The sequence below is a fragment of the Undibacterium sp. Xuan67W genome (genome assembly GCF_049340165.1).
Lineage (GTDB): Bacteria > Pseudomonadota > Gammaproteobacteria > Burkholderiales > Burkholderiaceae_D > Undibacterium.
This window is the reverse complement of sequence record NZ_JBMPPN010000007.1, coordinates 1-14,684: the sequence shown is the minus strand read 5'-3', so window position 1 is coordinate 14,684 and position 14,684 is coordinate 1. Positions and strand designations below refer to the sequence as shown.

Annotated in this window: 11 protein-coding genes and 2 tRNA genes; 1 reads left to right on the top strand and 12 read right to left on the bottom strand. The window is 48.8% G+C overall.

Features of this window, described 5'->3' with window-relative positions; genetic code table 11:
- Window positions 1–5 precede the first annotated feature (5 nt).
- Entirely contained in the window at window positions 6–461 is a 456-nt protein-coding gene (gene rimI, locus ACO0LE_RS08225; protein WP_422959921.1) for a ribosomal protein S18-alanine N-acetyltransferase, read from the bottom strand.
- The gene (tsaB, locus tag ACO0LE_RS08220; protein WP_422959920.1) at window positions 461–1,150 is read right to left on the bottom strand and encodes a tRNA (adenosine(37)-N6)-threonylcarbamoyltransferase complex dimerization subunit type 1 TsaB; all 690 of its coding nucleotides are present in this window, start codon (window positions 1,148–1,150) and stop codon (window positions 461–463) included. Before tsaB ends, rimI begins: the two co-directional genes overlap by 1 nt.
- A 139-nt stretch (window positions 1,151–1,289) precedes the next feature.
- On the opposite strand from tsaB, the gene ACO0LE_RS08215 reads away from it, so the two are divergent.
- The gene (locus ACO0LE_RS08215) at window positions 1,290–1,718 is read left to right on the top strand and encodes a thioredoxin family protein (RefSeq protein WP_422959919.1); all 429 of its coding nucleotides are present in this window, start codon (window positions 1,290–1,292) and stop codon (window positions 1,716–1,718) included.
- Window positions 1,719–1,848: 130 nt separating this feature from the next.
- Here the strand turns inward: ACO0LE_RS08215 and ACO0LE_RS08210 are convergent.
- The 10 genes from ACO0LE_RS08210 to kdpF all read right to left on the bottom strand — a co-directional run bounded on the left by ACO0LE_RS08210 (window position 1,849) and on the right by kdpF (window position 14,159).
- Window positions 1,849–1,925, bottom strand: a tRNA-Arg gene (locus ACO0LE_RS08210).
- 290 nt (window positions 1,926–2,215) lie between these two features.
- A tRNA-Arg gene (locus ACO0LE_RS08205) sits at window positions 2,216–2,292 on the bottom strand.
- Window positions 2,293–2,354: 62 nt separating this feature from the next.
- A complete protein-coding gene (locus ACO0LE_RS08200) occupies window positions 2,355–4,232 on the bottom strand; it encodes a potassium transporter Kup (RefSeq protein WP_422959918.1) in 1,878 nt (625 codons plus the stop codon).
- Window positions 4,233–4,558: 326 nt separating this feature from the next.
- Window positions 4,559–5,293 carry a TorF family putative porin gene (locus tag ACO0LE_RS08195; RefSeq protein ID WP_422959917.1) on the bottom strand — a complete coding sequence of 245 codons (735 nt, stop codon included), beginning with the start codon at window positions 5,291–5,293 and terminating at the stop codon, window positions 4,559–4,561.
- Between the two features lie 343 nt (window positions 5,294–5,636).
- A complete protein-coding gene (gene kdpE / locus ACO0LE_RS08190) occupies window positions 5,637–6,338 on the bottom strand; it encodes a two-component system response regulator KdpE (protein WP_422959916.1) in 702 nt (233 codons plus the stop codon).
- An 87-nt stretch (window positions 6,339–6,425) separates the two neighbouring features.
- Window positions 6,426–9,227 carry a DUF4118 domain-containing protein gene (locus ACO0LE_RS08185; protein WP_422959915.1) on the bottom strand — a complete coding sequence of 934 codons (2,802 nt, stop codon included), beginning with the start codon at window positions 9,225–9,227 and terminating at the stop codon, window positions 6,426–6,428.
- A gap of 259 nt (window positions 9,228–9,486) precedes the next feature.
- Window positions 9,487–10,068 carry a potassium-transporting ATPase subunit KdpC gene (gene kdpC / locus ACO0LE_RS08180; protein ID WP_422959914.1) on the bottom strand — a complete coding sequence of 194 codons (582 nt, stop codon included), beginning with the start codon at window positions 10,066–10,068 and terminating at the stop codon, window positions 9,487–9,489.
- Window positions 10,069–10,081: 13 nt separating this feature from the next.
- Window positions 10,082–12,232 (bottom strand): potassium-transporting ATPase subunit KdpB, encoded by a 2,151-nt coding sequence (kdpB, locus tag ACO0LE_RS08175; RefSeq protein ID WP_422959913.1) that lies wholly within the window; start codon window positions 12,230–12,232, stop codon window positions 10,082–10,084.
- 20 nt (window positions 12,233–12,252) lie between these two features.
- Complete coding sequence (gene kdpA / locus ACO0LE_RS08170) at window positions 12,253–14,070, bottom strand: potassium-transporting ATPase subunit KdpA (RefSeq protein ID WP_422959912.1); 1,818 nt, start codon at window positions 14,068–14,070, stop codon at window positions 12,253–12,255.
- Window positions 14,070–14,159, bottom strand: coding sequence for a K(+)-transporting ATPase subunit F (kdpF, locus tag ACO0LE_RS08165; protein ID WP_422959911.1), 90 nt, complete (start codon window positions 14,157–14,159; stop codon window positions 14,070–14,072). Before kdpF ends, kdpA begins: the two co-directional genes overlap by 1 nt.
- Window positions 14,160–14,684 lie beyond the last annotated feature (525 nt).

Below are 14,684 nucleotides of genomic sequence, written 5' to 3'. Positions count from 1 at the left end.
GGAGCTCACAATTCTAGGCGCATCACAATCGCATCTTCTCTTGTTTGGTCTTCCGCCGGGTAGTATCCCTTGCGCCGACCAATTTCGTTAAATCCAAATCGCTGATACACGTCAACCGCGCGCCGATTGCTTACACGGACTTCAAGCAAAATTGACTGACATTTTTTTTCCCGGCAAAACGCCAGCATCTGCTCAAGCAAACTTTGGGCATAACCCTGTCTTTGATACACGGCAGCAACGGCCAAATTAAGCAAATGCATTTCATCCATCACGGGCATTAGGACGACATAGCCGATCAAGGTCTGATCAGCGTCGCGCAAGCCCAGAAAATGGTACGCGCTATACAAAGAATCTAAAAAATTACCGCGTGTCCAAGGATGGCTATAGACTTTTTCTTCAATCGCCAGAATAACGTCAACATCCTCGAAACCTAGCCGGGAAAAATACATACCTTCTTGCATCAAACGGCTTCTTTCAATTGCTGACGCTCAGCCGTAGTCAAGGCAATTTTATTCCGCAAGTACAGAGGCTGCGCATGTGATGCGTCCATTGCCAGACCGGCTTTAAAATCATGCATCCCCAATGCAGCGATTTGTCTGGCATGAGGCATGCTTGGGATCTGTTTTATGGACGCATCAAACTGCGTCAATACTACGCCATTACCTAATGCATAAATAATGTCATCAGAAGGCTCAATCGCTTTAATCTCATCAGCTTTCGATAAGACTGGCGCTACAAGTTCCAGCCAACGACCTTCGGCATAACGATATTGCGCCCAATATACCTCACCCATCCGGGCATCCAGAACACAGACTACATTTGTGGTGTCAGCCATCTGCTTAGCGGCTTCCGCCATTGCAAGCAAACTTACAACAGGCAAAATGGGTAGCTCAGCGCCAAACGCCAGTCCCTGCACGATGCCGCAAGCAGTCCGCACTCCCGTAAAAGCGCCAGGTCCACAGCCAAAAGCAATCGCATCGCAGTCCTGCAAGCGAATGCCAGCATCCAATAATAATGACTGAATGGCGGGCAAGATGCCCTGAGAATGTGTTTGCACACCAGATAGCTCACGGCTAAGCAAGGCTTCGCCTGTCAGCAAGGCGACCGAAGCCAGTTCAGTAGAAGTTTCAATTGCAAGTAATATTGTCATGCACGTATTTTACAGGGCGCAGCCACAAACCCAAACCCAGATCTTTGAACATCGCCTGTTGACATTGCTAACAGCGACATCGGGAGTGACACTTCACCCAAAATTTTGAGATGAAAAGCTTTAGGTTAAAATAGAGCATATGAAATTAGTGACCAATACCGAAGATCTGAAGAGCATCAAAAGTCAGTTAGAGAACAAAGCATGGCTAGTCGCCTGCCTGTGTGCTGCATGGTGCGACACCTGCACAAGTTATCGCCAGCATTTTGAGGCGCTGGCGAAGAAGCATCCCGATCTGTGTTTTGCCTGGATAGACATTGAAGATCAGGCGCATCTGGTTGATGAGGTCGAGATTGAAAATTTCCCTACACTCTTAATTCAGCACAAAGACTCAGTACAGTTTTTTGGCACCATGCTACCGGATACCAAACAACTTGACCGCCTGCTTACCTCGGTAATTGATGCCCATCGTGATTCGAATATCTCCACAAGCAAAGCCGCCGCAGGCATGAATCAAGGCACGCCAGAAGGATGGAGCCTGCGCCATCTGTTACTGAATCAGACCATCTGATCACAGCGCCATACCACCTGATTGCGCGAGGTCACCAGACGCGACGTTGCGCCCTTGAATACATGATGCGCATTAAAAATAAACGCAGGAAAGAAAAAAGGGACTAGATTTGCATCTAGTCCCTTGAATCTGGTGCGGCTGGCAGGAATCGAACCCACGACCCCTTGGTTCGTAGCCAAGTACTCTATCCAGCTGAGCTACAGCCGCGAAAAAACGAAATTATAGCATAGCAATCCTGAATTAGGAACACCTTGGCTAATAATGAATGGCGGTTTTATGCTAAATTCCGGACAAATCCTCTTAGGAGGAGACCAAATGAATGACTCAGACGAGGTTAGGCAAAAAATCACGGGACCAGTTAGCCACAGAGAAATTTAACGCCACTGAGACAAACCTTTAGGTAATTTTTATTGGAGTTGGTTTTAAGCCCATTAAAGAACTGACGAACTGGCAAGAAAAGAAAAAAGGGACTAGATTTTCATCTAGTCCCTTGAATCTGGTGCGGCTGGCAGGAATCGAACCCACGACCCCTTGGTTCGTAGCCAAGTACTCTATCCAGCTGAGCTACAGCCGCGAAAGACAAAGATTATAGCATAGCAATTTTCAGTTGATAAGCTCTTTGCTCTTTTTTATTCCTCAAATCTCAACTTGCGAACCGACCTCAATCACTCGGTTAGTTGGAACCTGATAGTAATCCGCTGCATCACGGGCATTACGCGACATCGCAACGAACAACCATTCACGCCACAATGCCATACCGCTGCCAGGGCGAGAAACAATCGTCTGACGCGCAATGAAATAAGAGGTTTCCATCGGTTCGAATTTCAAACCGTAGGTTTCACACAACTCCAACGCCTTCGGAATATCCGGCTCATTTTTAAAACCGTAGTTCACGTCAATCTGAAAACAGTTATGCCCTAAATCTGCCACCCGGATGCGATCAGCGAAAGGTACCCAAGGGATTTCCTTGTTATGCAACGTCAAGAATACGACCCGCTCATGCAAAATTTTGTTATGAGACAGGTTATGCAGCAGCGCATGCGGTACACCGTCCGCTTCACCACGTAAAAATATCGCGGTTCCATCAACCCTGATCGGAGGCGAGACGAACAAAGAAGATAAAAAATCTTCCAGAGGAATTGCATGTTTCTTTAAATTTTCAAACACCAGCTCACGTCCACGCTTCCATGTGACCATGATCGTGAACATGATAATGCCCAACACGACCGGAAACCAGCCACCGTGGAAGAACTTCAACACGTTCGCGGAGAAGAATGCAACGTCAATTGTTAGGAAAAAACCCGTCGCGACAAAACACAGGAAAGGATTATATTTCCAGCCATAGCGAATCACGAAGAATGTCAGCAAAGACGTGACTAACATCGTACCCGTCACGGCAATGCCATAAGCGGATGCCAGATTTGATGAGGAACCAAAGCCGACAACGGCAGCAACCACGACCAACAATTGCAACCAGTTAACCGCAGGAATATAAATCTGGCCGATTTCTTTAGAAGACGTATGAATGATTTTCATGCGTGGCAAAAATCCAAGCGAGATAGCCTGCTTCGTCATGGAGAATGTGCCGGAAATTGTCGCCTGAGACGCAATCACCGTCGCAATCGCCGACAAAGCTACCAGCGGATAAATACTCCATGCACCCAACTGAGAATAAAAAGGATTGGTCACGGCAGCAGGATTATCAATCAGCAATGCGCCCTGCCCCAGGTAATTCAGGCCTAATGCTGGGAAGACAATCAGGAACCACGCCATTCGGATAGGCTTAGGACCGAAATGTCCCATATCCGCATACAAAGCCTCTGCACCGGTAAATGCCAGCACGACCGCGCCAAGAGCAAGAAAGGCAAGGGAACGATTTTCAGTTAAAAAATGAACGGCATGCCATGGATTCAAGGCACCCAAAATCATCGGCATTTTGATGATGTTATAGATACCCATCGCCGCTAATGCAAAAAACCAGATCACCATAATCGGACCGAACCATCGGCCAATACCCGCCGAGCCTTTGTGTTGCACCGAATACAGCGCGATCAACACCACCAGCGTAATCGGGACTACATAGGGAGAGAACGCAGGCGTTGCAACCTCAAGTCCCTCAATCGCCGACAGGACAGAAATCGCCGGGGTGATGACACCGTCTCCATAAAATAAAGCGGCACCAAACAGGCCAAGTACGAATAGGAGGAAATGCCATTTCGAGGACTTGCCGACGGATTCCAGCGCCATTGCAGTCAGCGCCATGATGCCGCCTTCACCCCGGTTATCTGCCCGTAAGATCAGCGTCACGTATTTAACTGCAACGATAATGAACAAGCCCCACAAAATCAGTGAGACGATGCCAAAAATGTTTGCTTCAGTGAGTGGAAGTCCGTGCTCTTTTGAAAATACCTCTTTCATCGTGTAAAGAGGACTGGTGCCGATATCGCCATAGACGATGCCGATAGCAGCTAACGTTAGAGCCGTTAAGCTGCTTTTAGTATGTTGATTAGCCAATTGTGTACCTTGTTATTATTGGTGCATTGCACAATAGGTGATACGGCAGAGAATTTCAAGAAGGAAATTCATGAAATGACGAGTCATATGTATTTGTGCAACAACTATCGACACTCTGCAAAGTTTTGATTGTTGTGTCAATAAGAACAAGCTCACGAATTCACTATTACATGTCTATATCGGACTCCTTTGTCTAAGAACCAACATTTTTTGATATCAGCCCGCCACTCACATGGATAGCGGGCCAGGAACTACACTTTTTTTACAACAGATCGCCGGGCAATTCTAAAATTTTCAGCGGCGTTTTATTGATCGTTTGATATCGTTTAAAAATTTTTGCTTACAGAAGCTACTAACGCTGTTTTACCCAAAAACTTACCATTCACGGGCGAAGCATAAGCGAGTTTATCTGCATTTGTACCTATTACAGCAACTGCCCAGTTGATAGACCACAGTTCTTTGGTGACACCGACTTTCCAGTCGGTATAGGTTGCGGCAGAATTATTTTTCACATTCTGGCGACCGGCATGCAGATTCAGTACCAGTCCTGTATCGAGATCCAGATTGACGCCGAGATCTAGGTATCCGCTATTTTTACTCTCGGCAAAACCAAATAAATTGGTCACGGCATGTGAGTATTTTGCATACGCGGGACCATAGCTTAGCTGTCCATAGATTTCCGCTGTGTTAGCGTTCACTGCCAAGCCGTTGGATGGATAAACATAGGTCAATACGCCGACGTCGTAGCAAATATCCTTAACGATCTCGCCACGTTTACCGGCATATAGATCGATCTCAAGATCGCCGCGACCTCCTGCATCTTTTGTCCATTTGATGGTTGATGCCCACGTTCCTGCATAGAATCCACTAGGATTGTTCGTATAATCAGCACCGCCCTGTAAGGCAGGCTGCAAGCGGGTCTGCGAGATTCCGCGATAGCGATAATCGGATGTTACTGCGACATTAAAACTCAACTCGTTGTCTGGCTTCACTTCTTCTGCGCATACCGCTGTTCCACAAAGTAAGCTGGAGAGCACACTCATCAAGATTATTTTTTTCATTGGATTTCCACATTCATATAAAAACTACTGATTTAAAAAAACTGCTGATACGGTGTTCTGGCTAATCGATCGAGGACTTCCCGAAAAACCATGCAACAACACACAGCAACCTACAACGACGCTCAATAACAGTACGGCATGCCATTTCACAAAAAAACAGGCGTACAAAAGCCTGACTCTCAGCCTGGCAAAGCTGAAAGTGATTAATGACTACTTAAGTAGATGAAGGACTTTGCGGATTATTGGATCAGCGCTGTTCGCTGGTTGAACGAGTGTTCCGCACTCACTAAATACTCACGACCAATCACAGCGAAGCTCACCGAAAAGCTGACGTGAGCACGCTTCACATCGGTAGCAACAATCGATAACCTACTGCAGTCTCGGTTAGCAGATAGCGAGGCTGCGTCGGATCATCTTCGAGTTTCTGTCGTAAATGTCCCATATAGATTCGTAAATAATGGCCGTCTTCGGCATGGGATGGTCCCCAGACTTCTCTCAATAATTGCAAGTTAGTGACGACACGTCCCGCATTGTTGACTAGCACGCTGAGCAGACGAAATTCCGTTTTCGTCAGATGCACCATATCGCCACCTTTGGTGACCAGGCGTGCCTGCTGATCAACGCGGATATCGCCGAACTGGACTATCCCGTCGGTGGCGGTACCTGGTTGGCGCTGGCGGCGCAAGGTAGCGCGCACCCGCGCCAATAATTCGCCGACGCCAAAAGGCTTGCTTAAAAAATCGTCGGCACCCGCATCCAGCGCCTTGATTTTATCGGTCTCGTTAACCCGTGCCGACAAAACGATAATGGGAACGCTAGACCAATGACGCAGATCTTTGATGAATTCGACACCATCACCGTCCGGCAAACCGAGATCGAGAATAATCAAATCTGGCTGGCGCGTACCGGCGTCAATCAAGCCACGTTGAAACCCTCCGGCCTCTTCAACTTGCCAGCCCTCCTCTTCCAGCGCACTACGCACAAAACGACGAATTTGCGGCTCGTCCTCAACCAATAGAGCAGTAGGTTTTGATTCAGTTTTCATCACTTGGTTTTAATCAATCAGCATTCGTTAAATAGCGGCAGGTATTGCTTATGGCTGGCTGTTTACATCGGAACAGGCACGGCGCGCTCAAACGTCACTCGCATCAAAATCTGGTAACGACGGCGGTGAGCCTAGTGGCAAGGTAAAGCAGATACAGGCCCCACCAAGTTGCGAACTCGCTGGTGCGATACGACCGCCATGCGCCTCAACAATCGCACGGCAAATCGCCAGTCCTAAACCAACACCCGGCGTCGCAGACTCGCGCTCCCCGCGAGTAAATTTTTCAAAAATAAGCTCTTCACGTCCCGCAGGCAATCCAGGACCGTTATCATCGACCATGATCTTGATCATCGAATGGCTGTCATCGATCTCGGCACGGATAACAATCACAGCATGAGCGGTCGAGTATTTCGCTGCATTCTCCAGCAAATTACATAGCACCCGCTCAATCAGCACTGCATCAAAATGCAGTAAAGGCAGATCTGCCGGCAAGGCCGTCTGTACTCGCGCTTGTACCAGAGCCGCCGTGCTGGCGCGTAGGGCACTGCCCACGACTTCTTCCAGCGGCTGCCATTGCAGATTCAACTTCACTTCGCCACTTTGGATACGCGCCATATCCAGCAGATTCGCCACCAGAGCGCTCATGCGCAAAGATTCGGTATGCAGATTCTGCGCCATCCGTTGCTGCAGATCGGTCAGCGCCGGTTTGGACATGGTCAGAGATTCGGAGATGCCAACCAGCGAGGTCAATGGCGTTCTTAAATCATGCGATAAAGCGGCCAGTAATGAATTGCGCAGGCGTTCTGATTCCATATGGATCAATGCCTCTTGCGCGACCTCGATGTAATGCACGCGTTCCAGCGCAATCGCAGCAAGTGCGGCAAACGTATCGAGCTGCTGGCGCTGTTCTGGTATTAAGATCCAGCGACGGTTATCCGGTTGTATCGCCAACAAGCCACGGGTGCGCATCGGCGCCACCAAAGGCAAATAAAAGAAATTACTTGCCGGTAGCGTGTCGGTGCCGATGCCGGCTGCCTCGACTTTGTCAAACGCCCATTGCGCAATTCCCAGATCCAGCCCCTCAGCAATTGCGGCGGGCGCTTGTAATTTGCCATTAGCGTCGGGTAATAGCAAAATCGCTCTGGCGCGAAAAGCTCGTTGAATAATGGCTTGCGTACTCTCGGAAATCTGCTCATCTTGCAATACGCCGGACAAATCCCGTGCAAACTCATACAGAGCTCGCGCCCGCGACTCGCGGTGCGAGGCAACTCTGGCCTGATAACGCAAACCCGCGGTCAGGTGTCCGGTCAGCAAACCTACTGCCAGCATCACAGCAAACGTCACCAGATATTGAAAATCACTGACCGCAAAAGTAAACCGCGGTGGTACAAAGAAAAAATCAAACACTGCCACACCCACCACCGTCGCCAGTACCGAGGGGCCACGTCCCAGGCGAAATGCGACCAGCACCACCACCAGCATAAACAGCATCGCAATATTCACAAGATGCAAAAAATTCAGCAAGGGCGTACAAGCGATTGCGGCTGCGACGATCGCCAGCAGGGCATACATATAGCGCAGATGTCTGGCAAGCCAGCGAACTGGATTGACCGACATTGTTGCGTCAGTCCATGCAGTCGTCGATGGAGCGTTATCAAAAAATTCTGCTCTATGACGAGTTACTGCGTCATCTGACTGATTGCGCTGATTCCGGGAATCCTGCCGGTCACAAACAGGATCAACAGGATCTGTCGCCGCCCGTCCGATCTCGATCAGATCCAGATCCGGTGCCAGTGCGGCCATTTTTTTATGTAATGAGACCGACGCCCAAGAGTAGCGATGACGTCCCAGGACGATCTTGGAAAAATTATGGCTATGCGCATAGTCCACGACTTCATTCGCGACATCCTGACCGCTAAGCACCGCCGTTTTGGCGCCGAGGTCTTGCGCCAGTTTCAGGCTTTTTAAAATTCGTTCGCGCTGACTGGCAGATAGCCGCTGCAATTGCGGCGTCTCGACATAAACGGCATGCCATTCCGCACTAAGCTGACTCGCCAGACGTGCTGCACTGCGTATCAGATGATCCGCACCGGGTCCGCTGCCGACACAGGCCAGCAGCGCGGCATCGGTCTTCCACACCTTGCCTATCGATTTCTCAATCCGGTACGCCTGCACGTCTTCTTCGACACGGTCCGCAGTGCGGCGTAATGCCAATTCACGCAGCGCAATCAGATTCCCTTTACGGAAAAAATTCTTTGCTGCCCGTTCAGCTTGCTGTCCGTGATAAACCCGCCCTGTTTGCAGGCGTGCCAATAACTCATCGGCAGGTACATCGACCAGTACTACCTCGTCGGCGTCATCAAACACCGTGTCCGGCACCGTCTCTGACACGCGGATACCAGTGATGCCGCCAACGACGTCATTAAGACTATCCAGATGCTGCACGTTGACGGTGGTGTAGACATCAATCCCTGCGTCGAGCAATTCCTCGACATCTTGCCAGCGCTTGGGATGGCGAGAACCCGGCGTATTTGAATGCGCCAGTTCATCGATCAAAATCAGGGGTGGATTACGCGCTAAAGCACTATCGATATCAAATTCGCTCAGCGTCTTGTCGCGGTAGGCAACCGCCTTCGGGGGCAACAGTGGCAACCCATCGAGTAAGGCCAAGGTTTCACGACGTCCATGGGTTTCCACCACACCGATCAATACCTCCTGCCCTTCGGCTTGCAGTTTATGTGCAGCACTCAGCATGGCGTAGGTCTTACCTACACCAGCAGAAGCGCCGAAATAAATCCGCAATTTGCCACGTGAGGCACGACGTTCCTGCGCCTGCACATGCGCAAGCAAGACATCGGGATCAGGACGTTGATCGTTCAGATTGGGCATTTTTCTAAAAAACTAGTTGTAGGTGAACGATTTAGCTATGGGGTAAAAACAAAACCTGCTCATTGCTCACCAGATCAGACAAATTCAGTAATTAAGGGGAGTATGCATAAAAACACTGCCTTATCCGCACTATTTATATAGGTGATATAAAAATACATATAGGAGTATCTCTATATCACCTAAATTCCGGCTTCCAGGACACAACCTCAGCAAGATGATCTTTTCTGGCGTGATGAAAGTGACCTGAGATTGCTATCGGCTACTTCACCTCATCTAAAGCCAGGTTCAAGGCTAATACGTTGACCCGTGGTTCGCCAAATACACCCATCACCGGACGTTGTGAGAATTGTTCGATCAACGCCATGACTTGTTCGTTTGTCATTTTACGCTCGCGGGCAATTCTAGTCGCTTGATATTGTGCCGCGGCGATACTGATTTCTGGATCAAGACCACTGGCTGATGCGGTCACTAAATCGACTGGAATCTTTTGTTTATTCTCTGGATCAGCCGCTTGCAAAGTTGCAATGCGTCCTTTAACCGCATCCATCTGTGCTGGATTAAATGGGCCCAGATTAGAACCGCTCGATGCGGTTGGATTGTTCGGCATCGGCGATGTCGCAGAAGGACGGCTCCAGAAATATTTGTTCGAGCTGAATGCTTGACCGATCAGGCTAGAGCCGATCAGCTTACCGTCACGCTCAACCAGACTGCCTTCAGCTTGTTTGTTAAACGCCACTTTGCCGATGCCGGTAATTGCATAGGGATACGCGACACCAACGATCAGACTGAAGCCAACAAACAACACCACGGCAGGACGAATTTGGGAAAATAGAGAATTCATTTTCAATCCTTCATTACACTAAATTAAACAGAGCAAGAATCATATCGATCAACTTGATGCCTGCGAACGGCAACACAATACCGCCCAGACCGTAGATCAACAGATTACGACGTAACAGGCGCGCTGCACCAATCGCACGGTACTTCACACCTTTGAGCGCCAGAGGGATCAGGAACACAATGATCAGCGCATTAAAAATCACGGCAGACATGATCGCCGAAGCCGGGCTAGACAGATGCATTATGTCCAGGTCTTTCAACTGCGGATAGGTCGCGACAAAAGCGGCAGGAATGATCGCAAAATATTTCGCTACGTCGTTCGCAATCGAGAAGGTGGTTAAAGAACCGCGTGTCATCAGCATTTGTTTACCGATTTCTACGATCTCTAACAACTTGGTCGGATTAGAATCCAGATCCACCATGTTGCCCGCTTCTTTCGCTGCTTGGGTACCGGAGTTCATCGCAACTGCAACGTCTGCTTGTGCCAACGCTGGCGCATCATTGGTACCGTCACCCGTCATTGCAACCAGACGGCCTTCGGACTGATAGCTGCGGATCAATTTCAACTTATCTTCTGGCGTTGCTTCTGCCAAAAAGTCATCCACACCTGCTTCGGCAGCGATCGCAGCTGCAGTCAGCTTATTGTCACCGGTGATCATGATAGTTTTGATACCCATGCGGCGCAGCTCAGCAAAACGCTCCTTGATGCCACCTTTGACGATATCTTTTAACTCAATCGCACCCATGACTTTGCCATCGTCCACTACCACCAGTGGTGTACTACCGCGACGAGAAATATCGTCCACTGTTTTGCTAACTTCAGCTGGGAAAGGACCGCCTAAGCTCTCAACAAACTTCTTCACTGAATCAGCCGCACCTTTACGGATGACACGAGTACCGATATCGACACCACTCATACGAGTTTGCGCAGTGAATTCGATAAATTGCGCATTCAGGCTCGCCATTTCACGTTCGCGCAAATTACATTTTTGCTTCGCTAACACCACGATACTGCGACCTTCTGGTGTTTCGTCCGCTAATGATGCGAGTTGTGCTGCATCACCCAATTGAGCAAGAATTACGCCTGGCGCAGGGAAAAACTCAGATGCTTGACGATTACCTAAAGTGATCGTACCTGTCTTATCCAACATCAAGACATCGACGTCACCAGCTGCTTCAACTGCACGGCCTGATGTCGCGATAACGTTGGCTTGCATCATGCGGCTCATGCCAGCAACACCGATAGCAGATAACAAACCACCGATCGTGGTCGGGATCAGACACACTAACAAAGCGATCAGGACGGTAATAGAGATAGGGCTAGATGCAATACCTGCCAATTTCGCCGCTTCTACGCTATATAAAGAGTATGGCAACAGAGTGACCGTCACGAGCAAGAAAATAATCGTCAGTGCTACCAACAAAATCGTCAATGCGATTTCATTTGGTGTTTTTTGGCGTTTTGCGCCTTCTACCATGGCGATCATACGATCAATAAACGCTTCGCCAGGATTCGACGTAACACGCATCACCAACCAGTCCGACAACACGCGAGTACCACCGGTGACAGCAGAGAAATCGCCACCAGATTCACGGATCACCGGTGCAGATTCACCTGTAATCGCGCTTTCGTCCACGGTCGCTACGCCTTCGATGACTTCACCGTCGATAGGAATCACATCACCGGTTTCTACCAGCAAGACATCGCCTTTACGCAAGTCGCTGGCATTGGCTGGCAACCAGCTTGTGCCGTGTTTTGGCACTGCCAGTTTCTTGGCAATCACAGTTTGCTTTAAAGCGCGTAAGGAGGCTGCTTGTGCCTTGCTGCGTCCCTCTGCCAATGCTTCAGCAAAGTTTGCGAACAAAACCGTAAACCACAACCAAACTGATACCGCCAAAATGAAGCCGGCACTGGCCTCACCCTTACCAAATAAGGCTTGCAGCCATAACAGCGTAGTCAAGATACTGCCGACATACACCACAAACATCACTGGGCTGCGCAATTGCGTCGCTGGGTTCAGCTTTTTAAAGGCGTCGACAACTGCTGGCCACATCAGTGTGCTATCCATCATGCTGAGTGATTTTGCGCTACGCAGTTTGTCTGCGGAGGCATCGCCTTCCTCAGCAATGGTTTTATTTGTATTTTGAGAATTAACGCTAGACATGAGTTTTTTCCTTAGTGAACTTAATGAGCCGCGAACAGTTGCAGATGTTCGACGACCGGTCCAAGCGCTAATGCTGGAACATAATTCAAGACGCTAATCAACACCACCGTACCAACCAGCAACGAGATAAACATCCAGCCATGGGTCGGCATGGTCCCTGCGTTCACTTCCAAACGTTTTTTAGATGCCAGAGAACCAGCGATCGCCAAGATAGGCACGATCATCGCAAAGCGACCAAACCACATCGCAATCGCCAACATGATGTTGTAGAACGGCGTGTTGGCAGACAAACCAGCAAACGCACTGCCGTTATTATTTGCGGCGGAGGTAAAGGCATACAACATCTCGGAAAAACCATGCGCACCAGGATTAGCAATACCTGCTTTGCCTGCATCGGCCATCACGGCAATTGCCGTACCGACCAGAACCAATGCTGGCGTCACCAAGATCACAATCGCTGTCATTTTCATTTCATAAGACTGGATTTTTTTGCCCAGATATTCTGGTGTGCGTCCAATCATCAAACCAGCGATAAACACTGCCAGGATTGCGAAAATCAACATACCGTACAAACCAGAACCAACACCGCCAAAGACCACTTCACCAAACTGCATCAGGACGATAGGTACTAGACCACCGAGTGGCATTAAAGAATCATGCATCGCATTTACAGCACCGCAAGATGCAGCGGTCGTAATCGCAGCGAACAAGGCAGAGGCACTGATACCAAAGCGGGTTTCTTTACCTTCCATATTGCCACCGGATTGCAGCACACTCGTCACCTGATCAACATTCAAGGCTTGCATTAGCGGATGGATTTGCTGCTCTGCCATCAAGACACCGATCGTCATCACGACAAACAAAATTGTCATGGCGCCCAGTACCGCCCAACCTTGACGAATATCACCAACCATGCGACCAAACGCAAAGCACAATGCCGCTGGAATCAAGAAAATACTCAACATCTGTGCAAAGTTCGTCAGATAGTTTGGATTCTCATAAGGATGGGCTGAGTTGGCATTGAAGAAGCCGCCACCATTCGTGCCGATCATTTTGATTGATTCTTGCGACGCTACTGGACCCATCGCAATCGTTTGGGTTTTAGTCGTCAAGGTTTCCATTAATGGCGCGCCTTGTGCATCTTGGGTGTCTTTTACAGGCTGACCATCAGCACCAAGTTTAGGCTGGCTGTAAGTGACTGGATCAAGCAAAGTCGCCTCTTTGTAACCGTCAAAGTTTTGGATCACGCCCTGCCCCATCAGGAACACAGCAAAGATCACAGACAATGGCAATAACAAGTACAAAGTCGTGCGAGTGATATCGATCCAGAAGTTACCGATCGCTTTAACTGAATGATGTGAAAAACCACGAATCAACGCAAATACAACCGCAATACCGGTCGCTGCGGAGAAGAAGTTTTGTCCAACCAAAACCAGCATCTGAGTCAGATAGCTCATGGTGGATTCGCCTGAATAACCTTGCCAGTTGGTGTTACTGACAAAGCTCACCGCTGTATTAAATGCGAAATCAGGACTGATATTGGCAAAACCTTGTGGATTCAACGGCAACCATTGCTGCACACGTTGGAGCAAGTACACCGCCAGCGCGCCCAGTGTATTGAATACCAGCAGAGCAAACGCATAGGTTTTCCAACCCATGCCCTGCTCTGGATTCACACCAGCAACACGATACAAGACTTTTTCTAAGCCAGATAACCAGCCAAAACCTGGGACACGACCACTACCTGAGAGCTTGGCAATGAAGATCCCTAACGGATACGACAACACCAACAATATTGCTAAAAATGTCAGCAATAAGACAATCGCCTGAGTCGTCATCACAGCTCCTCTGCTTTCAATAATGCGATCACCAGATACACCAGCAAGGCAGCAGCTACGACTGCGCCAAAAATAGTGAACATATTCATTTCGTTTCTCCCAACACATGACAAACATGCGCAAACGCCAATACCAGCAAGAAGAATCCGATAATTCCTCCAACAAAAAACAGATCCATGAAATCCGCCATCACAACCCTCAGAAAGTTTGTTTTAACGAGAGAGAGGATAGCCAGAAGGGTCTAAAGATTTTGTAAAGACTGATGGACGCGGTGTAAACAAGATGTAAAAAAAGAGTGGGAACGAGTATCCCCAATACGATGAAAATGAGATGCAAATGGCAGCCAGAGAAGTGGCGGCACTGATGGTCTAAGCTTATGCGACCTCAGACTATGGGAAGTGGTGAATGTAGCGCAGTGAATTTAATGCAGAAAACGTGAATCAGTAAATATAAAGTATTAGTAATAAATCAGACTTAGTATTCAGGATGGTAATCCCCCCTGCAAACAAGCGTTGAAATGAGTAGAATTTTCTAAATATGATTTTTGAAAGTTCTGCATGAAGCCTTCCCGTTACACCGACAGTCAGATCATCGCCATCCTCAAGCAGGCCGAG

What these genes read in the sequence shown, in the direction of transcription:
- rimI (WP_422959921.1), bottom strand. Translation starts at nt 461, where the DNA reads ATGCAAGAAGGTATGTATTTTTCCCGGCTAGGTTTCGAGGATGTTGAC.
- tsaB (WP_422959920.1), bottom strand. Translation starts at nt 1,150, where the DNA reads ATGACAATATTACTTGCAATTGAAACTTCTACTGAACTGGCTTCGGTC.
- ACO0LE_RS08215 (WP_422959919.1), top strand. Translation starts at nt 1,290, where the DNA reads ATGAAATTAGTGACCAATACCGAAGATCTGAAGAGCATCAAAAGTCAG.
- ACO0LE_RS08195 (WP_422959917.1), bottom strand. Translation starts at nt 5,293, where the DNA reads ATGAAAAAAATAATCTTGATGAGTGTGCTCTCCAGCTTACTTTGTGGA.
- kdpE (WP_422959916.1), bottom strand. Translation starts at nt 6,338, where the DNA reads ATGAAAACTGAATCAAAACCTACTGCTCTATTGGTTGAGGACGAGCCG.
- ACO0LE_RS08185 (WP_422959915.1), bottom strand. Translation starts at nt 9,227, where the DNA reads ATGCCCAATCTGAACGATCAACGTCCTGATCCCGATGTCTTGCTTGCG.
- kdpC (WP_422959914.1), bottom strand. Translation starts at nt 10,068, where the DNA reads ATGAATTCTCTATTTTCCCAAATTCGTCCTGCCGTGGTGTTGTTTGTT.
- kdpB (WP_422959913.1), bottom strand. Translation starts at nt 12,232, where the DNA reads ATGTCTAGCGTTAATTCTCAAAATACAAATAAAACCATTGCTGAGGAA.
- kdpA (WP_422959912.1), bottom strand. Translation starts at nt 14,070, where the DNA reads ATGACGACTCAGGCGATTGTCTTATTGCTGACATTTTTAGCAATATTG.
- kdpF (WP_422959911.1), bottom strand. Translation starts at nt 14,159, where the DNA reads ATGAATATGTTCACTATTTTTGGCGCAGTCGTAGCTGCTGCCTTGCTG.